The 19,317-nt window shown below is 64.3% G+C and carries 20 protein-coding genes and 2 tRNA genes; 12 read left to right on the forward strand and 10 right to left on the reverse strand.

All coding sequences use genetic code 11. The features are described from left to right. Nucleotides 1-55: 55 nt before the first annotated feature. Nucleotides 56-143, reverse strand: a tRNA-Ser gene (locus ACIQXM_RS16880). Between the two features lie 63 nt (nucleotides 144-206). Here ACIQXM_RS16880 and ACIQXM_RS16885 point away from each other — a divergent pair. The 6 genes from ACIQXM_RS16885 to ACIQXM_RS16910 all read left to right on the forward strand — a co-directional run bounded on the left by ACIQXM_RS16885 (nucleotide 207) and on the right by ACIQXM_RS16910 (nucleotide 6,430). After that, nucleotides 207-1,184 (forward strand): NAD(P)H-quinone oxidoreductase, encoded by a 978-nt coding sequence (locus tag ACIQXM_RS16885; RefSeq protein WP_400933543.1) that lies wholly within the window; start codon nucleotides 207-209, stop codon nucleotides 1,182-1,184. Nucleotides 1,185-1,410: 226 nt separating this feature from the next. After that, complete coding sequence (locus tag ACIQXM_RS16890; protein WP_400933545.1) at nucleotides 1,411-3,702, forward strand: carbon starvation CstA family protein; 2,292 nt, start codon at nucleotides 1,411-1,413, stop codon at nucleotides 3,700-3,702. Then, nucleotides 3,699-3,896 carry a YbdD/YjiX family protein gene (locus ACIQXM_RS16895; protein WP_400933547.1) on the forward strand — a complete coding sequence of 66 codons (198 nt, stop codon included), beginning with the start codon at nucleotides 3,699-3,701 and terminating at the stop codon, nucleotides 3,894-3,896. The genes ACIQXM_RS16890 and ACIQXM_RS16895 overlap by 4 nt, the downstream gene beginning before the upstream one ends. 347 nt (nucleotides 3,897-4,243) lie before the next feature. Beyond that, nucleotides 4,244-5,011, forward strand: coding sequence for a bacterial proteasome activator family protein (locus ACIQXM_RS16900; RefSeq protein WP_400933549.1), 768 nt, complete (start codon nucleotides 4,244-4,246; stop codon nucleotides 5,009-5,011). A gap of 5 nt (nucleotides 5,012-5,016) precedes the next feature. Further along, the gene (locus tag ACIQXM_RS16905; RefSeq protein WP_400933551.1) at nucleotides 5,017-5,490 is read left to right on the forward strand and encodes a hypothetical protein; all 474 of its coding nucleotides are present in this window, start codon (nucleotides 5,017-5,019) and stop codon (nucleotides 5,488-5,490) included. A 103-nt stretch (nucleotides 5,491-5,593) separates the two neighbouring features. Continuing rightward, nucleotides 5,594-6,430, forward strand: a complete 837-nt coding sequence (locus tag ACIQXM_RS16910) for an aldo/keto reductase (RefSeq protein ID WP_400933553.1) — start codon at nucleotides 5,594-5,596, stop codon at nucleotides 6,428-6,430. Nucleotides 6,431-6,509: 79 nt separating this feature from the next. On the opposite strand, the gene ACIQXM_RS16915 is transcribed toward ACIQXM_RS16910, so the two are convergent. The 6 genes from ACIQXM_RS16915 to tmk form a co-directional block, all read right to left on the reverse strand. Further along, nucleotides 6,510-6,585, reverse strand: a tRNA-Thr gene (locus ACIQXM_RS16915). A gap of 86 nt (nucleotides 6,586-6,671) precedes the next feature. Continuing rightward, the gene (locus tag ACIQXM_RS16920) at nucleotides 6,672-7,349 is read right to left on the reverse strand and encodes a VC0807 family protein (protein WP_400933555.1); all 678 of its coding nucleotides are present in this window, start codon (nucleotides 7,347-7,349) and stop codon (nucleotides 6,672-6,674) included. Nucleotides 7,350-7,421: 72 nt separating this feature from the next. After that, entirely contained in the window at nucleotides 7,422-8,015 is a 594-nt protein-coding gene (locus tag ACIQXM_RS16925; RefSeq protein ID WP_400933557.1) for a TetR/AcrR family transcriptional regulator, read from the reverse strand. 142 nt (nucleotides 8,016-8,157) lie between these two features. Further along, complete coding sequence (locus tag ACIQXM_RS16930; protein WP_400933559.1) at nucleotides 8,158-9,744, reverse strand: alpha/beta hydrolase; 1,587 nt, start codon at nucleotides 9,742-9,744, stop codon at nucleotides 8,158-8,160. 62 nt (nucleotides 9,745-9,806) lie between these two features. Further along, nucleotides 9,807-10,949, reverse strand: coding sequence for a DNA polymerase III subunit delta' (locus tag ACIQXM_RS16935; protein ID WP_400933561.1), 1,143 nt, complete (start codon nucleotides 10,947-10,949; stop codon nucleotides 9,807-9,809). Continuing rightward, nucleotides 10,946-11,596 carry a dTMP kinase gene (tmk, locus tag ACIQXM_RS16940; protein WP_400933563.1) on the reverse strand — a complete coding sequence of 217 codons (651 nt, stop codon included), beginning with the start codon at nucleotides 11,594-11,596 and terminating at the stop codon, nucleotides 10,946-10,948. Before tmk ends, ACIQXM_RS16935 begins: the two co-directional genes overlap by 4 nt. Before the next feature lie 125 nt (nucleotides 11,597-11,721). Between tmk and ACIQXM_RS16945 the strand changes: the two genes are divergently transcribed. After that, a complete protein-coding gene (locus ACIQXM_RS16945) occupies nucleotides 11,722-12,921 on the forward strand; it encodes a trans-sulfuration enzyme family protein (RefSeq protein WP_400933565.1) in 1,200 nt (399 codons plus the stop codon). Nucleotides 12,922-12,928: 7 nt separating this feature from the next. Next, nucleotides 12,929-13,249: a DUF2516 family protein gene (locus tag ACIQXM_RS16950; protein ID WP_400933613.1), complete on the forward strand. Its 321-nt coding sequence runs from the start codon at nucleotides 12,929-12,931 to the stop codon at nucleotides 13,247-13,249. Between the two features lie 15 nt (nucleotides 13,250-13,264). Here the strand turns inward: ACIQXM_RS16950 and ACIQXM_RS16955 are convergent, their stop codons facing one another. Then, on the reverse strand, nucleotides 13,265-14,026 hold the full coding sequence (locus tag ACIQXM_RS16955; protein ID WP_400933567.1) for a class I SAM-dependent methyltransferase: 762 nt from the start codon (nucleotides 14,024-14,026) through the stop codon (nucleotides 13,265-13,267). Between the two features lie 192 nt (nucleotides 14,027-14,218). Here ACIQXM_RS16955 and ACIQXM_RS16960 point away from each other — a divergent pair, with 192 nt between their 5' ends. After that, entirely contained in the window at nucleotides 14,219-14,971 is a 753-nt protein-coding gene (locus ACIQXM_RS16960) for a phosphoglyceromutase (protein ID WP_400933569.1), read from the forward strand. Between the two features lie 80 nt (nucleotides 14,972-15,051). Here the strand turns inward: ACIQXM_RS16960 and phoU are convergent, their stop codons facing one another. Further along, nucleotides 15,052-15,714 carry a phosphate signaling complex protein PhoU gene (phoU, locus tag ACIQXM_RS16965; RefSeq protein WP_400933571.1) on the reverse strand — a complete coding sequence of 221 codons (663 nt, stop codon included), beginning with the start codon at nucleotides 15,712-15,714 and terminating at the stop codon, nucleotides 15,052-15,054. Nucleotides 15,715-15,897: 183 nt separating this feature from the next. Between phoU and ACIQXM_RS16970 the strand changes: the two genes are divergently transcribed. Continuing rightward, the gene (locus ACIQXM_RS16970) at nucleotides 15,898-17,124 is read left to right on the forward strand and encodes a sensor histidine kinase (protein WP_400933573.1); all 1,227 of its coding nucleotides are present in this window, start codon (nucleotides 15,898-15,900) and stop codon (nucleotides 17,122-17,124) included. Then, complete coding sequence (locus ACIQXM_RS16975; protein ID WP_400933575.1) at nucleotides 17,121-17,801, forward strand: response regulator; 681 nt, start codon at nucleotides 17,121-17,123, stop codon at nucleotides 17,799-17,801. Before ACIQXM_RS16970 ends, ACIQXM_RS16975 begins: the two co-directional genes overlap by 4 nt. A gap of 96 nt (nucleotides 17,802-17,897) precedes the next feature. Here the strand turns inward: ACIQXM_RS16975 and ACIQXM_RS16980 are convergent, their stop codons facing one another. Beyond that, nucleotides 17,898-18,464 (reverse strand): hypothetical protein, encoded by a 567-nt coding sequence (locus tag ACIQXM_RS16980; RefSeq protein ID WP_400933577.1) that lies wholly within the window; start codon nucleotides 18,462-18,464, stop codon nucleotides 17,898-17,900. A 264-nt stretch (nucleotides 18,465-18,728) separates the two neighbouring features. Here ACIQXM_RS16980 and ACIQXM_RS16985 point away from each other — a divergent pair, with 264 nt between their 5' ends. Next, nucleotides 18,729-19,211: a CarD family transcriptional regulator gene (locus ACIQXM_RS16985; protein WP_104055910.1), complete on the forward strand. Its 483-nt coding sequence runs from the start codon at nucleotides 18,729-18,731 to the stop codon at nucleotides 19,209-19,211. Nucleotides 19,212-19,317 lie beyond the last annotated feature (106 nt).

Consider the following 19,317-nt stretch of genomic DNA (forward strand, 5'->3'; position numbering starts at 1 on the left):
GGGTACGGGCAGCAAAAAAGCGGCCCCTCTAAAGGGACCGCTTTCTTTATTTGCGCGGAAGGTAAGGGATTCGAACCCTTGGTACGGGGTTACCGCACACTGGTTTTCAAGACCAGCTCCATCGGCCGCTCGGACAACCTTCCCCCTAGTAGTCTGGCAGACAGGTGCATTTCACCAAAATTCGATCAATCTCCGTGGAGGACAAAATGAGAGCGATTGTCATTAATACGCCCGGCGGCCCGGAAGCGCTGCAGGTACAGGACGTTCCCGCACCGGTGCCCGGACCCGGAGAAATCCTGATCGACGTGGCAGCAGCAGGCCTCAACCGCGCTGACGTGCTGCAGCGCCAGGGGCACTACCCGGTTCCGGCCGGAGCCTCCGAATATCCCGGACTTGAAGTGTCCGGACGGGTCGCCGCTGTGGGAACCGGAGTTGAAGGGTTCTCCGTGGGAGCCGACGTCGTCGCCCTGCTGACCGGCGGCGGTTACGCCGACCAGGTGAACGTTCCGGCGGGACAGGTCCTGCCCGTACCGGCCGGAATGGATCTGGTCACGGCAGCGTCCCTGCCGGAAACCGCGGCTACGGTCTTCTCCAATCTCTTCATGGCGGCCGGAGTCACCGAGGGAGACCATGTCCTGATTCACGGCGGTGCCGGCGGCATCGGCACCATGGCCATTCAGATGGTGGCAGCCTTCGGCGCCGTACCCATGGTGACGGCCGGCTCGGATGAGAAGCTGGAACTGGCGCGCTCCCTGGGCGCGGAAATCCTGATTAATTACAAGGCGGAGGACTTTGTGGCACGGGTGCATGAAGTCACCGACGGGCGAGGAGCGGACGTCATCCTGGACGTCATCGGGGCGAAGTACCTGCAGCGCAACCTCGACGCACTCGCAATTTCAGGGCGGCTCGTCATCATTGGCCTGCAGGGCGGCGCCACAGCGGAAATCAACCTCAACCAGCTGATGAGCAAGCGGCTGGCGGTCATTGGAACCACTCTGCGTGCCCGCCCCACTGAGGAAAAGGCGGCCATTATGCAGGCGGTCAAACAGTATGTCTGGCCGTTGATTGAAGCCGGCAAGATCCGCCCGCTGGTGGATAAAACCTTCCCGCTGGCCGAAGCGGCTGCCGCGCATGACTACTTTGACTCAGGGCAGCACACGGGAAAGATCCTGCTGACAACCTGATCGGGGATTCTACGCAGCCCAGCAAGCTGTAAAGGCGAGTAATTTGCCGCGAGGGTAATTCCTGCAGGCCGGTGACCGAGTAACGGTGACCGGCCTGTTTTGCGTTTTGTGGAGTGTGTCACAGGGCACTGCTAACCTCGATGGCAAGAGTGCGGAATATTCCGCACTCCCGGCCGGTTCACTGCCGGCTCCTTCACGCCGTTACCGCAAACAAAGGGAATCCCCCATGAGTGAGAATCGCCGGCGCAGGGCCGCGCCCGGACAGCCCCAGGACGCAGACGTCCTGCTGCAGGACCCGGATCTTCCGCCGGTAGCGGTCGATCCCGAAGCAGTCGAAGCCGAAGACCGCCGCTGGACGCCCATGAAGATCGCCGTTTGGGCCGGCATCGCCCTGCTGGGCGGTCTCAGCTGGACCATGCTTGCCATAGTGCGCGGGGAAACCGTGAACGCCATCTGGTTCGTGTTCGCGGCCGTGTGCACCTACCTCATCGGTTACCGCTTCTACTCCAAGCTCATCGAAGCGAAGCTGCTCAAGCCCAATGACCGCCGTGCCACCCCGGCCGAGTACAAGGCCGACGGCAAGGATTACGCCGCCACGGACCGCCGGGTCCTGTACGGCCACCACTTCGCTGCCATTGCCGGCGCCGGACCTCTGGTCGGCCCCGTGCTGGCCGCGCAGATGGGCTACCTCCCCGGCACCATCTGGATCATTGTGGGCGTGGTGCTCGCCGGCGCCGTCCAGGACTACCTGGTGATGTTCTTCTCCATGCGCCGGGGCGGACGGTCGCTGGGCCAGATGGCCCGGGATGAACTGGGGCTCATCGGCGGCACCGCCGCCCTGATCGCCACCCTGGTTATCATGATCATCATCGTGGCCATCCTTGCCCTCGTGGTGGTCAATGCCCTCGCCGAAAGCCCGTGGGGTGTCTTCTCCGTGAGCATGACCATCCCCATCGCCCTGTTCATGGGCGTGTACCTCCGGTTCCTGCGTCCGGGCAAGGTCACCGAGGTCTCCATCATCGGGTTCGTGCTCCTGCTCGCGGCTATCATCGCCGGCGGCTGGGTGGCCGGCACCCCGCTGGGCGACGCTCTGACCCTGGAACCAACCACCATTGCGTGGGGCATCATCATCTACGGCTTTATTGCCGCCGTCCTGCCGGTTTGGCTGCTGCTGGCCCCGCGCGACTACCTCTCCACCTTCATGAAGGTGGGCACCATCGTGATGCTGGCCGTGGCCATCATCATTGTCCGCCCGGAGATCAGCGTTCCGGCGGTCAGTGAGTTCGCCAGCCGCGACGACGGCCCGGTGGTTGCCGGCCCCCTGTTCCCGTTCCTCTTTGTCACCATTGCCTGCGGTGCGCTTTCCGGTTTCCATGCGCTGATTTCCTCCGGTACCACCCCGAAGATGCTGGAGAAGGAACGCCAGACCCGGTTCATCGGCTACGGCGGCATGCTGATGGAATCCTTCGTGGCCATCATGGCCCTGGTCGCTGCCCTTTCCATTGACCGAGGCATCTACTTCGCCATGAACTCGTCCGCCGGAGCCACCGGCGGCACCGTGGAAGGCGCCGTCGCCTTCGTCAACGGTCTGGGCCTGGCCGGAGTGAACCTCACCCCGGACATGCTCTCCTCGCTTGCGTCCGGCGTGGGTGAGGAATCCATCGTCTCGCGCACCGGCGGGGCGCCCACCCTCGCCGTCGGCCTGGCCACGATCATGCATTCGCTGATCGGCGGGCCCTCAATGATGGCCTTCTGGTACCACTTCGCCATCATGTTCGAGGCCCTGTTCATCCTCACCGCGGTCGACGCCGGCACCCGGGTGGCGCGGTTCATGCTGCAGGACACCATCGGCAACTTCGCCCCGAAGTTCAAGGACATGGCCTGGCGCCCCGGCGCTTGGATCTGTACGGCAATCATGGTTGCCGGCTGGGGGTCGATCCTGATCATGGGGGTCACCGATCCGCTGGGCGGCATCAATACGCTGTTCCCGCTGTTCGGCATTGCCAACCAGCTCCTAGCCGCTATTGCGCTGGCCATCTGCATGGCCATCATTGCCAAGAAGAATGCCTTCAAGTGGCTCTGGATCGTGGCCGTGCCGCTGACCTTCGCCGCGGTGGTGACCATCACGGCGTCGTTCTACAAGATCTTCTCCCCGGTCCCGACAGTCGGCTACTGGGCCAACCACGAGGCGTTCCAGCAGGCCCTGGCGGACGGAAAGACCAGCTTCGGCACGGCCAAAACGGTGGAGGCCATGGAAGCAGTGGTGCGCAACACCTTAATCCAGACCACGCTCTCGGTAGTGTTCGTGACCCTGGCGATCATTGTCATTATCGCGGCGATCATTGCCACCATCCGGTCCTTCCGTTCCGGCGGCGCCCCGAGCGCCGAGGATCCGGCAGTTCCGTCAAGGATGTTTGCCCCGGCGGGCTTCCTGGCGACCCCGGCGGAAAAGGAAATCCAGGCACAGTGGGATGCGCTGCCGGCAGACAAGAAAGTTGTCCGGAAGGCCCACTCATGAGCACGGCCGGCATGAAACAGGGCCTGAGCGGATTCGTGCGGTTTTTCCGCGACGTCATGGGGGAGGACGCTTACCGGAAGTATGTTTCTTTCCATCAGTCCTCGGGATGCGCGGGACCCCTGCTGACCGAGCGGGAGTTTTGGAAGGACAAAATGGATCGCCAGGACGCCAACCCGGAGGGCCGCTGCTGCTAGCGGCAAGTCCCTTTTCAGGACGGCTTGCGTAACGGCTTTCGACCCGCCGCTTGCTCCGGAGAACGACGGCGGCACCTGCTGTGGGTGCCGCCGTCGTCGTTTGTGTGCTTCGGCAAAGCCGGCCCCGCCTGGCGGAACCCTGGCCGGCCCACCGAACCGTGCGAGCCGGCTGAGCTGTCCAATCCGTCTGGGTCGCCGTGTTACAGGGCATTGAGCCGCGGCTCCGACCGCCCTGCCGTAAGGAGGGAGGCGTCAAAAGGCTGAGGAGCTGCCGCAATGTGAGCGGAGAAGAGCTGTAAAGCTGACCGTCCTCCGGCATTGGAGCCCAAGCATGAGAGCATTAACGCATGACTGAAGAGAACGGATCCGCCGACCGGCCGGATACGGTGCCTGCGCCCGGTTCCGAGGATTCATCAGACGCCAACAGGGCCGGCAGCGGTCCGGAAATCCCGTCCAGCAATCCTCCGGTGGGAACCTCTGCCGCCAATTCGGGATCTGCCCAGGGCCGTGCAGGGAACGGTGCGGGTGCGTCCCAGGGGGTTGTCAGCCACGCTTCCAGCGAGGGGTCCGGAGACCCGGGAACCGCAGCCCCCAGCGGGGAGGGGTCCGGTCCCGCCAAGCTGCGTGAGCTGGTGGCCGAACCCGCCAAGGTGATGCGGATTGGCACTATGATCAAGCAGCTTCTGGAAGAAGTCCGGAATGCGCCCTTGGATGACGCCGCCCGCAACCGTCTGGCGGAAATCCATGAGCGCTCCCTGCATGAGCTCGAAGACGGCCTGGCTCCCGAACTGGTGGAGGAACTGCACCGGATCAACCTGCCCTTCGTGGATGAAACCGTTCCCACGGATGCTGAACTTCGCATCGCCCAGGCCCAGCTGGTTGGCTGGCTGGAAGGACTGTTCCGGGGAATCCAGACTGCAATTGCCGCCCAGCAGACAGCCAACCAGCAGCTGGCGTCACGCCTGCAGCTGCGCCAGCTGCCGCCGGGCACCGTCCTGGCCCCCGGGGTCATCGTCGGCGAGAACGGCGAGCCGCGCCGCGCTGACGCCCCCGTCCCCGGACGACCCGCTTCAACCCGTTCCGAACCGCACGCCGGTCCCGGTCAATACCTGTAGGACACATGGCATTATTTGCAGCCGCCCGGCAGGGGCGCAAGGACGATACCCAGCTCGGCAAAGGCGTGTGGCGCAGAGCCCACGACCGTTTCACCCGCGGCCTGGACCGGTACCACCAGATGTTGGAGGGCGTGGAGGACGACGCCGTCTACAACGAACTGGTGACCGTGGCCAACCAGCTGGCGGAGCTGCTGCCGCGCGTGCGCGAAGTGTGCATGAGCGCGCAGCGCCGTCTGCCCAGCAACGGTCAGGACATCCCGGGTGCGCTGATATCAGTGCACCGGGCCCTGTCACGCAGCGGAAACTCACTGGCGGCCACCGCGGAAGCTGCCGCCATGTCCCGGCTGGAGGGCGAACGCTGGGGCTTCGCCTCCGCCGGACTGGAAAACGTCCACCGGCGCGCGCAGCTGGTGGCAGAGGACATTCTGGAGGCCGAGCGGGCCCTGAAGGCTGTTGTTACCGGTCCGTCCGGTTCCTAAAAATAATTCCGTAATTCGGGAATAGGCCCGGCGGTTTTTTCGCGGGCAGCATAGAGGCGTCATTCAATGCGGATTACTGTCGGTCATTTGCAAGGATAGGCAAATGACTACATCTCCGCTTGTGACATTCAATGACGGCAACACCATTCCCCAGCTCGGCTACGGCGTGTGGCAGGTTGAAGACGATGTTGCCGAGAAGGTTGTCGGCCAGGCCTTCGAGGTTGGCTACCGGCACATCGACACCGCCAAGATCTACGGCAACGAAGCCGGCGTCGGCCGCGCCATCGCCGCCACCTCCGTTCCCCGCGAGGACATGTTCATCACCACGAAGGTGTGGAATGCCGACCAGGGCTACGAAGAGACCCTGAAGGCATTTGACGCTTCCATGGAACGCCTTGGCCTGGAAACCCTGGACCTGTACCTGATCCACTGGCTCCAGCCGAAGCAGAACAAGTACGTGGACACCTGGAAGGCCCTGATCGAGCTGCAGAAGTCCGGCCGGGTAAAGTCCATCGGCGTCTGCAACTTCACCGTCGAGGCGCTGCAGGAAATCATCGACGCCACCGGCGTTGTCCCGGTTCTCAACCAGGTGGAAACCCACCCGTACCTGAACCAGTCCGAACTGCGCGCCTTCGAGGCGAAGCACAACATCCTGCACGAGTCCTGGTCCCCGCTGGGCTCGGGCAAGGGCCTGCTGGAAGACCCCAAGCTGGTGGAGATCGCTGCCAAGTACGACGGCGCCACTCCGGCCCAGGTGGTCATCGCCTGGCACCTGGCTCTGGGCAACATCGTGATCCCGAAGTCCGTGACCGAGTCGCGGATCAAGGAAAACTGGGAGTCCCTGGACCTCAAGCTCTCCGACGAGGACATCGAGGCCATCAACGCCCTGGACAACGGCACGCGTTACGGCGCGGATCCGGCCACGGCTGACTTCGCCTAAATAGCTCCGAGTCTCCCTGGCGGCCGTCGAGGAGAAACGCAAAAACCCCTGGAAACTGAGTTTCCAGGGGTTTTTGCTGTGGAGCCTCCTGCCAGAATCGAACTGGCGACCTTCTCATTACGAGTGAGACGCTCTACCAACTGAGCTAAGGAGGCGGGCTTCACCTGTCCGCTAACGGCCAGAATCCACAAGGAACAACTTTATATGCCACAGCCCGGCTGGTCAAAACGACTCTTCTCCATCAGGCAGGAGACTGCGGTCCGGCATAGAACCGGGACCATTTTCGGGCAGCGCCTGTGACCTGGTAATAGATGTTGGCGAACGCGATGAGCACCACCGTGGTGACGGCGGACAGGACGGTGGACAACGCCGGCACGCTGTCAACGGGCAGCGTGTAGGCCATGAAAATGCGCAGTATGCAGTCAATGATCAAGGCGATCCCCCAAGCCACGGAGGTGACCAGCCAGATCCGGCGGAAACGCGGCACCCGCTCCCATACGGCGTCCCAATCGTCTGGCCAGCCGAAGCGTCCCTCCAGCAGCGGCCTGCTGAAGAGATAGACCAGCGGTGCCCGGGTGAAGGCGCTCACCAAAAACCAGGCTCCCGCGAGGCCGGTGGCCCAAGCACCGCGGGCCAGCAGGAAACGCACATCTCCGGCGATCAGGGAAACTCCGGTGCTGAAGACCATCAGGGTGATCACGAAGGCCGTCACCGGCCCGATGGTCCGGCGGCGGACCAGATCGACGGCGGTTCCGGCAAGGGACACCGCCGTTCCGGCCAGCAGGGCAAGATAGGCGCTGACCCCCGCCGCGCGAAGTCCGTAAAACAGCGCCAGCGGCAGGAGGAAATCCGCAGCTGTCCTAAACCCGCGCAGCAACAGCGGATATCGGGAACCCCGGGATCCTTCGGAACGCTTCACCTGCGGTCCTCCTATTAGCTTTGGTCCGGCGCCTGCCCTGCGCCGTGTGCCCCCCCCCCCCCCGGGGCACGGCTAGGGATGGCTGATCTGCGGGTCACTGCGGGTACCCAGCTCAAAGAGCATCGCCAGTTCTCGGGCGTAGGCAGCGCAGTCCAGCTGAGGTTCGCGTTCCAGCAGGAACGGCAAGCCGTCCACACAGCGCTGGACGGCTGCAGCCATGACCACCGGGTCGAAAGAGCGGAACTCTCCGGTTGCCTGTCCCCGGCGCAGCATCTCCACCAGGGGAGCTCCAGCCTCGGCATCGTCGTCGGTGGAGTACTCCAGCGCGCCGGCCAGGAGAATGTCCGTCAGGGCTTTCATGGAGGCCCGGTTGTCGCTGATGAACTGCACCGTCGCCTCGATGTAAGCGCGCAGCTGGGCGGCGGCGCCGGATTCTGCATGTACGGCCCGGCCGGTCCAGCCGCTGACGGCGCCGATCACCTCCGCCGCCACGGCGCCCATGAGGTCCGCCTTGCCCGCGAAGTGGTAGGAAATCAGGCGCGTGCTGGAAATTCCGGCCCGCTCGGCAATACGGGCAAAGGAAGCCCTGTCATAACCCTGCTCGGCGATGACCGCGATGGTGGCGTCGATGATCTGGGTCCGCCTTGCGGCCCCGGTGACGGTCACCTGTTTTACCTGCATGGGTAAAAAGTACGCCGCTCAGGTAATTATGGACAGAGATTCCCGTAATTCGAACCAGAGATTTCCGCAAAAAACTGCCCCGCCCCTCGAAGGGCAGGGCAGTTCCAGGGCAGGGGCGGGGAAGGGCTTAGGAGCAGACCTTGTCCCCGTCGGGAAGGGTTCCACTGATGAAGTAGTCGTCCACGGTGTCGGCGATGCACTTATTGCCGCGGCCGTAGGCGGTGTGTCCTTCGCCTTCCCAGGTCACCAGGGTTGCCGAGTCCAGCTGTTCGGCCAGGGCAACGGACCACTTGTAAGGGGTGGCCGGATCTCCGGTGGTTCCGATGACGAGCATGTCCGCGGCGCCGGCGGCGTTGATCTCGTGCGGGGTGTTGACCGGCGGGTACGGCCACGATTCACAGGTGATTCCGCCGTAGGCCAGGAACTTGCCGATCGTGGGGGAAGCTTCCTCCAGCTGTTTGGCGTCCAGCGCCATCTGCTCATTGTCGGCAGTCATGGGATAGTCCAGGCAGTTGATGGCGCTGAAGGCCACGGTGGTATTGGATCCGTAAGTGCCGTCGGGCTGGCGGTCAGCGTTCAGGTCGGCCAGATAGAGCATGGTGGAGGGATCGCCCTGAAGGGCCTCGTCGATGGCCCGGGTCAGGATGGGCCAGTTGTCCGAGTTGTACAGCGGCACGATGAAGCCGGTGACGAACGTGGACGCTGTCACTGTGCGCCCGTCCTTAGCCGTCATCGGGCTGGCCTCAACAGAAGCGATCAGCTCGCGGATGGTCTCGATAGCCTCATCCGTGGTGCCGGACAACGGGCAGTCAGCGGAGGTCAGGCAGTCCTCCACGTACGCGCGGATGGCGTTCTCAAACCCTTCGGCCTGTCCGAGGGTGATTTCTTCGTTGCTGGCGGAAGGATCAAGAGCGCCGTCCAGCACCATGCGGCCAACCTTTTCGGGGAAAAGCTCAGCGTAGGTGGCGCCGAGGAACGTGCCGTAGGAGAAACCAAGGTAGTTCAGCTGCTTATCCCCAGCCACTGCCCGCAGGATATCCATGTCCCGGGCTGCGCTGACGGTATCCACGAATCCCAGCAGGTCCCCGGATTTCTCCGCGCATTTATCGGCCAGTTCCTTTGCATCGGCACGGGCGGCCTGGAGCCCGTCCGGTTTGGAGGGGTCGTAATACTCTTCGCGGGCGGCGTCGAGTTCCGCGTCCGTGAGGCATTCGACGGGATCGGAGCGGCCAACACCCCGGGGGTCAAAGCCCAGCACATTGAAGTTCTCCCGCAGCCGGTCCGTGGTCACGTAATCCACGGAGTCATGGACGATGTCATAGCCCGAGCCGCCCGGACCGCCGGGATTGATCAGGATGGTGCCCTCTGCCGTGTCCTCGGATTTGGCGAGGATGACGGCAAGGTCAATGCTCTTGCCCGCCGGATCCGCGTAGTTCAGCGGAACCTCCACTGTGGCGCACCGGAAGGCGTCCGAGGAAGTGTCCTCACATTCTCCCCATGCCACTTCCTGGCTGTAGTAGTGCCGCAGGTCCTCGGGAACGTCTCCAATGACGTCTGCCGCAGCTGTGGTCGTCCCGGTGGATACGGACGGCGAAGCGGTACCGGTATCCTCCGGTGCGCTGTCTCCGGTACAGGCAGTCATTCCGGACAGCACGACGACGGCGGACGCTGCTGCCAGCGCGAGTCGGGGAAAGCGGCGGCTGGCTGGGGTCATCGTTGCTCCTGGATGGAATGGAAACTCATGGCCCGCGGAGGAGCCGGTGGGCACACACGGGGTTATAACAGGCTAACCGCCATTGCTTCGATGGCCAGCAGCGGTGCCACGTTTGTGGACACCAAACGGGTACGGACCAGATTGATTTCCTCCATGCGCAGCAGGGTCTGTTCCGGGGATCCGTGGGCGGCGTACTCGGTCAGCTCACGGCGCAGGGATTCATTGACCAGCGTGTCGCTGCTGCCCATCTGGAGCATCAGCACATCCCGGTAAAAGGACAGCAAATCGGTCAATGCGCGGTCAAAATAATCATTCTTGGAGCGCTTGGCCCGGCGCACCTGGTCTTCTTCCAGCCGTTTGACCTGGCTCCGGATCGACGGCGGCAGGGTGCCGCTCTCGGGTGCGCCCAGCGAGGCCAGCAGCGACTTCCGTTCGGCGGCGTCACGCTGTTCGAAGGAACTGGTGGCTTCGGCCTCAGCCAGGGCTACCAAATCGGCGGCGGCTTTCATGGCACCGGAGACATTGCGTAGCGACAACGGGAGCCGCACGATGGATTCGCGGCGGCGGCGGGCCCCCTCATCCGTGGCCAGCCGCTTGGCAATGCCAATATGGCTTTGGGCGGCACGGGCGGCGTCGCGGGCAACATCGGGATCAATGCCGTCCCGGCGGATCAGCAGCTCGGCCACGTCCTCAACCGGAGGCAGCCGCAGGCTGACAGCGCGGCAGCGGGACCGGATGGTGACCAGGACATCCCCGGGGCTGGGGGCACACAGCAGCCAAATGGTGCGCGGCGGGGGTTCTTCGATGGCCTTGAGGAGGACGTTGGTGCTGCGTTCCTGCATGCGGTCAGCATCTTCGACGATGATGACGCGCCAGCGCCCCGTGGAGGGTTTGTCCTGTGCCTTGCGGACCAGCTCCCGGGCCTCGTCGATGCTGATGGTCACTTTCTCCGTGGTGACGGAGGTGACGTCGGCGTGCGAACCGGCGAGCGCTGTGCGGCAGGCCTTGCACTCGCCGCAGCCGCGGAGCGCGGGGTCGGGCTGGTCACACAGCAGGGCCGCGGCAAAGGCACGGGCGGCATTGGACCGGCCTGAACCGGGGGGACCGGTAAACAGCCAGGCGTGGTTGGGGGTTGCCTGCGCGGCTCCGCGGCGCAGCTGGTCCACCACGGGAGCCTGGCCCTGCAGATCGTCCCAGACGGTCACGGCAGCAGCTCCTTCACCCTGGCGAGGATGGCTTCCGCCAGTTCGTCCACGGGCTGACGGGCGTCGAGCACGAGATAACGGGAGGGATCTGTCCGCGCCTGTTCCAGGAAAGCCCGCCGAATCCGCAGATGGAACGTGTCAGGCTCTGATTCCAGCCGGTCTTCGGCGGCCTGGTTGGCGGTACGCCGCAGCCTGCCTTGTTCCGGATCCACGTCAAGGAGCACCGTGAGGTCCGGCGAGAATCCTTCGGTGGCCCAGACGTTGAGCTGCCGGACGTCCCCGGTGCCCAGCGAGCGCCCGGACCCCTGGTAGGCCACGGAGCTGTCGATAAAGCGGTCGCACACCACTATGTCTCCGCGTTCCACAGCCGGGCGGATCACCTGGGCGACGTGCGCGGCGCGGGATGCGGCGAAGATCAAGGCCTCGGTGCGGGCGTCGATCTCTCCGTTGCCGTGTTCCAGGACCAGCGAGCGCAACTGTTCACCCACGGCGGTGCCTCCGGGTTCGCGGGTGCGCACAACCTTTCGGCCGTCAGCTTCGAGAGCCTCGGTGAGCTTAGCGGCCTGGGTCGACTTCCCGGCTCCGTCGCCGCCTTCGAACGTTATGAACAGGCCCGGCCTGTTGGCGGGGGACTCAGAAATACTCACCCTCCTAGCCTACCCAGTCGGGCTGGAGGCCGCGGCGGCGGGGGCAGGGGGAGGCGGGTCGGCGGCCGCAGCCTGCACCCCGGACACATTGGCACTGACTTTGCGCCTCGCACTACCCTGTGAGGATGAGCCACGCGCCGAAGAACCACAGCACCGCAGACCTTTCCCCCGAGACCATAGTGGTGTCCGCCGGCCGCCCCGCGCGTGAGCCGGATGCGCCGGTCAACCCGCCCATCGTGCTTTCCTCCACCTTCCACGGTGCCGGAACGCCGCTTCCCGGCGAACGGGTCTACGGACGGTTCTCCAACCCCACGTGGGATCCCTTTGAAGCGGCACTGTCCGAGCTTGAAGGAGCCGCCCTGCCGGCGCTGGTCTTTTCCTCCGGCCTGGCCGCCGTGGCAGCAGCGCTGTCCCTCGTCCCCACCGGCGGGATCCTGGTCATGCCCCGGCACAGCTACCAGGGCTCCCTGCTCCTGGCCGCCGAGGAAGCCGCCAACGGACGGTTCGCCGTCCGCACCGTGGACATTGCCGACACACAGCAGGTGCTTGATGCACTCCGGGGCGCGGGTCCCGGCGAAAGCGGTTCTGCCGGGCCGGCCAGCATGCTGTGGATCGAAAGCCCCACCAACCCCATGCTGGAGGTGGCGGAAATTGACGTCCTGGCGCGCGCAGCGCATGACGCCGGGGCAGTGGTTGTTGCGGACAACACCTTTTCCACCCCGCTGGTGACCCGCCCCCTGGAACTGGGGGCCGACGTCGTGCTCCATTCGGTGACCAAATACCTTGCCGGGCATTCCGACGTCGTCCTGGGGGCGCTGGCCACCTCCGATGATGAACTGCACGGCCGCCTCCACAGCTACCGTTCGCTGCACGGCGCAGTTGCGGGGCCGTTCGAGGTATGGCTTGCGCTGCGCGGCCTGCGGACCCTGGCGCTGCGCGTGGAGCGCTCGCAGGCTACCGCCGGGTTGCTTGCCGAGCGCCTGGCCGCACATCCTTCGGTGGAAGCGGTCCGTTATCCGGGCCTGCCCGGGGACGCCGGGCATGCGCGGGCGGCACAACAGATGAACGGGTTCGGCTCCATCCTGTGCATTGAAGTTGCCGGTGGAGCCTTGGCGGCGGAAGCCGTGGCCAACAGCGTGCGTTTGTGGCTGCCCGCCACTTCGCTGGGCGGAGTGGAATCGCTGATTGAACGGCGGCGGCGGCAGCCGGGAGAGCCGAAATCGGTTCCGGAAAACCTGCTGCGGCTGTCCGTGGGCATTGAGAACGCGGAGGACCTCTGGGCCGACCTCTTCCAGGCCCTGGGCAACCGGGACACGGTAGGCTGAAGCGGTGATCCTCTTCGTCGTTCTCCTTGAGCCCCTCCTGTACCGCGCCCTCGGCCTGGCGACGCTGATCCTCGCGCTCTGGGCCTTCTCGGATGCCCTGCGGCGCAAGCCGGAAATGTTCGAAGCCGCGGACAAGCGCACCAAGGGTTTCTGGCTGGGCATGACCGGAGCCGCCACCGCCGTCGGGCTGCTCAGTTTTGTGGCCGCGGGAGGCCTGCTGCCCTTTACCGTGGTTGCCCTGGTGGCAGCGGGCGTTTACCTGGCGGACGTCAAACCGGCGGTCAGCGGTTCCGGCCGCGGGTACTCCGGACCGTACGGCCGCTGGTAACCGGAGCGGGACCCGTCAGCTCGGTGCCACGGCGTTCCACGCCACGGTAATTTCGCCCAGCCGCCAGCGGCCCGGGCCGGTCAACAGCGGCCATCCGGCTGAGCGCAGGCTCTCGCACATCGCCAGCCAGCGCTGCCGGTTGCCGTAGGACGCCTGCGGTGCTGCGGCAAGCCAGGCCTGGTCCATGGCCTGCAGCAGCGCATGAACCTTTTCGCCCGGAACGTTGCGGTGAATCAGCGCCTTGGGGAGCCGTTCGGCCACATCGGAGGGCAGCGTGAAAGCCCCGAAACGCATGGAGATGCTCAGCGACAGCGGCCCGGTGGAGTCCAGTTCCACCCAGGTGGAGCGCCGCCCGATCTCATCACAGGTGCCGTCCACGAAAATCCCGCCGAATGCGAGCCGGGACACCACCATGTTCCAGTGCGCCTGATACTCGTCTTCGGAATACTGGCGCAGCACGTTGAACGCGCGCACCATGACCGGACGGCGCCCGTCCACCGGCAGTTCAAAGCCGCCCTGCCGAAAGGTCAGGCCCTCCCGCTCCAGGGACTTCGCTGAAAGCACCCGCACGGGGTCGATCTCGATTCCCATGACCTCTACGTCCGGGCGGATCCGTCCCAGCCGGGTGTGAAGTTCGACGGCGGTGGTGGGCGCCGCGCCGTAGCCAAGATCAACGATCAGCGGGTCTGCCGCTCTGCGCAGGCGCCACCCCTGCGGTCCGGCCAGCCACCGGTCCACCCGCCGCAGTCGATTAGGGTTTGTAGTGCCCCTGGTCACATTTCCTACGGGTTTTTGCTGCTTTTGCACTAAACAATATTACTGGTCCGCCGCCGTCGCTCCTGACCGCTGAAGGGCTGCCAGCGGTGCGGATACTGGGACCGGGCGGGAGGCCTGCCAAAATGCCGGCCGCCGCGGCCCAGCCGGACGCAGCCCTGCCCCGGTCCGGTGTCCTCCGTTACGATGACATATATGACTTACAAACTGATCCTTCTGCGCCACGGCCAGAGCGAATGGAATGAAAAGAACCTGTTCACCGGCTGGGTGGATGTGGATCTGACGGACCTGGGCCGCGCCGAAGCCCTCCGCGGCGGCGAGCTCCTGGTGGAAGCGGACATCCTCCCGGACATTCTGTACACCTCGCGTCTTCAGCGCGCGATCAACACTGCCAACATTGCCCTGGGTGCGGCGGACCGCATCTGGATTGATGTGAAGCGCAGCTGGCGCCTGAATGAGCGGCACTACGGCGCACTGCAGGGCAAGGACAAGGCCCAGACGCTGGCGGAATACGGCGAGGAGCAGTTCATGCTCTGGCGCCGGTCCTACGACACCCCGCCGCCGCCCCTGCCCGATGACAGTGACTTCTCCCAGGCCCACGACCCGCGCTATGCGGACCTGTCCTCGGATGAACTGCCCCGCACGGAGTGCCTGAAGGACGTGCTGGAGCGGTTCCTGCCGTACTGGGAATCGGATATCTCCGCTGATATCAGGGCCGGCAAGACCGTCATGATCGCCGCCCACGGAAACTCGCTGCGCGCCCTCGTCAAGCATCTGGACGGAATCAGCGACGCCGATATTGCGGCCGTCAACATTCCCACGGGCATTCCGCTGGTCTATGAGCTGGATGAGGACCTGAAGCCGATCAAGGCCGGCGGTACCTACCTTGATCCTGAGGCCGCCGCAGCGTCCATCAAGGCCGTTGCCAACCAGGGCAAGAAGAAATAACAAAAGGTTCAGCAGAAACCAAAGGGCGGCCCCTCGGGGCCGCCCTTTGGTTTCTCGCGCATCTGTTTGCGGGCTGCCGCCTACCGGCTGGATTCTGACATGGGCTGCCATTCACCGGTCACGAGGTAGTTCACCTTCCGGGTCACCGATACACCGTGGTCAGCGAAGCGCTCAAAGTAGCGGCTGGCCAGGGTCAGGTCCACGGTGCTGACGGCGGACACTGCCCAGTCAGGCGCCGCAATGGCCTTAAAGACGCCCGCGTGAAGCTCGTTGATCCGATTGTTGCAGGCGTAGATCTCCGTGCTCAGCTCCAGGTTCCGGGTCTCAAGGAGCTCAGTCAGCAGCTCGGAAATCCGGATATCCAGCCGCGCCATCTCGCTGAAGGTCTCCACCATGGCCTCCGGAACCACATGCTCGGGATAGCGCAGCCTGGCCAGCTGGGCGATATGCCGTGCAAGGTCGCCCATCCGTTCGAGGGATGCACTCATCCGCAGGGAACCGACGATCATCCGCAGATCGCTGGCAACCGGCCCCTGGAGGGCGAGGACATCAATGGCCCGCTCATCCAAATCATTCTGGAGGAAATCGATCCGCGCATCGGCGGCAATCACATCCTGAGCCAGTTCCGTGTCGGCGCCTTCGAAGGCGAGTGTGGCTTTTTGCATCGCTTCCGTGACGAGCTCGGAAATCTGGGTCAGCTCTTCGCCAATCTGATGAAGCTCGGCCTGAAAAACCTTACGCACTTCGGCGTCCTTTCACTTGTCCAGCCTCTGTTCACGTTTCCACGGCGTCTTGCACTGCCGTCTCCACAGGATTTCAGCCGGGGGTTAACCGCTGGGCGTCTTTTGATGAACGTTAGTTTAACGAATGCCCCAATGCCACCGCGGGGGAATCCCCGGGTCCCGCCGTCCGCCTAAGCTAGGAGGGTGAATCCTGTACTGCTGGGCCTGATCGCCGGGATCCTCGGCCTCGCCGTGGGCGCCTCCGGTGTGCTGGCATATGTGGCCAGTCGCCGCCAACGGCAGGAACTCGCCGCCAATGATGATCCCGCCATTCCCGACGGCGCGGCGGAGGTCCTTGCCGTGATCGGACGTGCCTACGTCGTGGTGGACGCGGTCGACGGCGTGGTCCGGGCCAGTCCGGGCGCCTACGCCCTCGGGCTGGTCCGCGGGCACACCCTCGTTCCCCCGGAACTGCTGGACCTGACGGCCCGCGTACGCAGGGACGGCGTCATCGAAGAACGCCAGCTGGAGCTGCAGCGGGGCCCGCTGGGGCAGGGCAACACCATCCTCCAGGTCCGGGTTGCCACCGTGGGGGAGGAATACATCCTCATCCTCGCCGACGATCACACCGAGATTGCCCGGACCGAGGAGGTGCGCAATGACTTTGTGGCCAATGTGTCGCACGAGTTGAAAACTCCGGTCGGAGCCATTTCGCTGCTTTCCGAGGCGCTGGACGATGCGGCCGGGGATGAGGAGGCAGTGCGCCGCTTTGCGGCCCGGATGAGCAAGGAATCCGCAAGGCTCACCGCCCTGGTGCAGGACATCATCGAGTTGTCCCGGCTGCAGAGCACCGACATGGTGGACCGCGCCCGGGAAGTGGACATCAACCAGCTGGTCGCGGAAGCAGTGGAAGCCAACCGGCTGCCGGCCGAGAACAAGAACACCACCGTCGTCGTCGGGGGAGCTGTGGAAGGCTCCGTCTACGGTGATGCGAAGATGCTGACCACGGCCTTCCGCAACCTGATCGACAATGCAATCCGGTATGCGCCGGACGGAAGCCGGGTGGGCGTGGGCCTGCGTTCGCGTGAGGGGATGGCGCAGGTTGCCGTCACGGACCAGGGACCCGGAATCCAGCCCGAGGACCAGGAACGCATCTTTGAACGCTTCTACCGCGTGGACAGTGCACGGTCCCGGCATACCGGCGGCACCGGACTGGGGCTGAGCATCGTCAAACATGTGGTCTCCAACCACGGCGGCGAAGTGAGCCTGTGGTCCCAGCCGGGGCAGGGCTCCACTTTTACCGTCCGGCTGCCGGAAATGGAAAATTCCGAACGGCCGCGCCGGGAACGGCCGGAAAACCAAGGCGCCAGCGCCCGGCCGGCGACTCCGCCGGCCGGCGGCGGGGCACACGAACAAGGAGTCAGTGCGTGACCAGGATCCTGATCGTTGAAGACGAAGAGTCCTTCAGCGACCCTCTTTCCTACCTGTTGTCACGGGAGGGTTTTGATGTGCAGGTGGTGGACAACGGGACAGACGCCGTTTCCGAGTTCGACCGCCGCGGAGCGGACCTTATCCTGCTGGACCTCATGCTTCCGGGCCAGTCCGGAACCGAGGTGTGCCGGCAGATTCGCCAGCGCTCCGACGTGCCGGTCATCATGCTCACCGCACTGGACGGTGAGATCGATAAGGTGGTGGGCCTGGAGATCGGCGCGGATGACTACGTCACCAAGCCCTACAGTTCCCGCGAACTGACGGCCCGGATCCGAGCCGTCCTCCGCCGCCGGAAGGAGGGCGGGGAATTATCCGGTTCCGCCGTTGAAGCCGGGCCCGTGCGCATGGATCTGGACCGTCATATTGTGAGCGTCAACGGCACGCACATACCGCTGCCCCTCAAGGAGTTTGAACTGCTGGAAATGCTGTTGCGCAATTCCGGGCGGGTCATGACCCGCGGACAGCTGATCGAACGGGTGTGGGGCGCGGACTACGTGGGAGACACCAAGACTCTGGATGTCCATGTGAAGCGGCTCCGCGGAAAGATCGAGCCCGATCCCGCCGCTCCCCGCCACCTCGTCACAGTGCGCGGACTCGGATACAAGTTTGAAGCCTGACAGCTTCCGGGGCTGAAAACAGAAAGGGACCAGGCCACAAAGGCCCGGTCCCCTTCCTGTGCCGGCGTTGGGCCGGCACAGCCGCCCCGGGGCGGCTTACTTCGATTCGGCAGGCGCAGTTTCGGACGTGCCGGTGCTCGCCTGGTCGGAGGGGACCATGGTGGCCGTCTCCTGAGGCGTGGCGGCGGACGTGGGAAGGTACTCGCGGTAATCCTTCAGGGTTCCATCGACCACGGGGATGTTCACCATCACGGTCTCGGTGCCGTTGCCGGCGTCTGCCCGAAGTCCCGTGCCGGGCAGGGTGTCCACGTTGGGCACGGTTACTTCGGAGTCCGGGGCATCTTCAAAGACAACTTTGTCTCCGGAAGCAATGTTCCAGGTCAGTGTGGTTCCGCCCGTGGCCAGCGAGAAGTCGACGTCCTCGGGGGAAGCATTCACGACGGTGCCCAGCAGGCGGCCTTCTTCGCCGCCGCCGTTGCTGACCACCAGGATGTTCCGCAGTTCCACCTCGCCAACGTTCTCCACGATGCCGTCCGACGGGGAGTACTCGCGCGTCGTTGCCTGCTCGCTCGTGGCGCTGCAGCTGGAGACTCCCAGTACGGCCAGCGCAATGACACCAGCGGCAGCAGCTCGCTGCGCTCTGTTCTTGGGGGTGAATCTCACAGCACAAACTCCTGGGGTATTGCGGTCTTTCGACCTGCGGCTAACTTTTGTGCCTAGCCTATCGGCAAACGGGCAAAATGTTGGATTTCCACCCGTTGCCCGGGTACGGCAAGCGTGCCGCCGGAAGCGCATCCGTGCAGGTGAGAATGGAAGAACGCCTCGAAAGTACCTGCGCAGATCACGACCAGATACCTGACCTGCGGAAACTCTTCTCGGCGTGTTGCACACATGGTAAACTAGAGGTTGGGAAAGGGGAAAGTCCACATGGTTTTTGAGGTTGGCGAAACAGTTGTTTACCCTCACCACGGTGCCGCGAAGATCGAAGAGATCAAGATGCGGACCATCAAGGGCGAAGAGAAAATGTATCTCAAGCTTAAGGTGGCACAGGGTGATCTGACCATAGAAGTACCGGCTGAGAACGTTGACCTCGTAGGGGTTCGGGACGTTGTGGGCAAAGAAGGCCTGGAGCATGTGTTTGATGTGCTGCGCGCCGAGCTCACTGAAGAGCCCACCAACTGGTCGCGCCGGTACAAGGCAAACCTGGAGAAGCTGGCCTCCGGTGACGTGGTAAAGGTGGCAGAGGTCGTCCGTGACCTGTGGCGCCGCGACCACGACCGCGGCCTCTCGGCAGGAGAAAAGCGCATGCTCGCAAAGGCCCGCCAGATTCTGATTTCGGAATTGGCGCTGGCTGAAAAGACGGACGAAGACCAGGCCGCAGTTGTCCTGGACAAGGTTCTGGCAAGCTAAGCAGCATCCACAACCGCAGCACGTATGGCATGCTGCCGGTCCTTCGGGACCGGCATTTTGTCGTTAAAGGGCCTTTTGTGTTTGAAAAAGGAAAGAGGCGCTTTCG

The organism is Arthrobacter sp. NPDC097144, from assembly GCF_044762205.1.
Lineage (GTDB): Bacteria > Actinomycetota > Actinomycetes > Actinomycetales > Micrococcaceae > Arthrobacter_B.

Coding starts and splice junctions, on each gene's coding strand:
- ACIQXM_RS16885 (WP_400933543.1), top strand. CDS start 207: ATGAGAGCGATTGTCATTAATACGCCCGGCGGCCCGGAAGCGCTGCAG.
- ACIQXM_RS16890 (WP_400933545.1), top strand. CDS start 1,411: ATGAGTGAGAATCGCCGGCGCAGGGCCGCGCCCGGACAGCCCCAGGAC.
- ACIQXM_RS16895 (WP_400933547.1), top strand. CDS start 3,699: ATGAGCACGGCCGGCATGAAACAGGGCCTGAGCGGATTCGTGCGGTTT.
- ACIQXM_RS16900 (WP_400933549.1), top strand. CDS start 4,244: ATGACTGAAGAGAACGGATCCGCCGACCGGCCGGATACGGTGCCTGCG.
- ACIQXM_RS16905 (WP_400933551.1), top strand. CDS start 5,017: ATGGCATTATTTGCAGCCGCCCGGCAGGGGCGCAAGGACGATACCCAG.
- ACIQXM_RS16910 (WP_400933553.1), top strand. CDS start 5,594: ATGACTACATCTCCGCTTGTGACATTCAATGACGGCAACACCATTCCC.
- ACIQXM_RS16930 (WP_400933559.1), bottom strand. CDS start 9,744: ATGACCCCAGCCAGCCGCCGCTTTCCCCGACTCGCGCTGGCAGCAGCG.
- ACIQXM_RS16945 (WP_400933565.1), top strand. CDS start 11,722: ATGAGCCACGCGCCGAAGAACCACAGCACCGCAGACCTTTCCCCCGAG.
- ACIQXM_RS16960 (WP_400933569.1), top strand. CDS start 14,219: ATGACTTACAAACTGATCCTTCTGCGCCACGGCCAGAGCGAATGGAAT.
- ACIQXM_RS16985 (WP_104055910.1), top strand. CDS start 18,729: ATGGTTTTTGAGGTTGGCGAAACAGTTGTTTACCCTCACCACGGTGCC.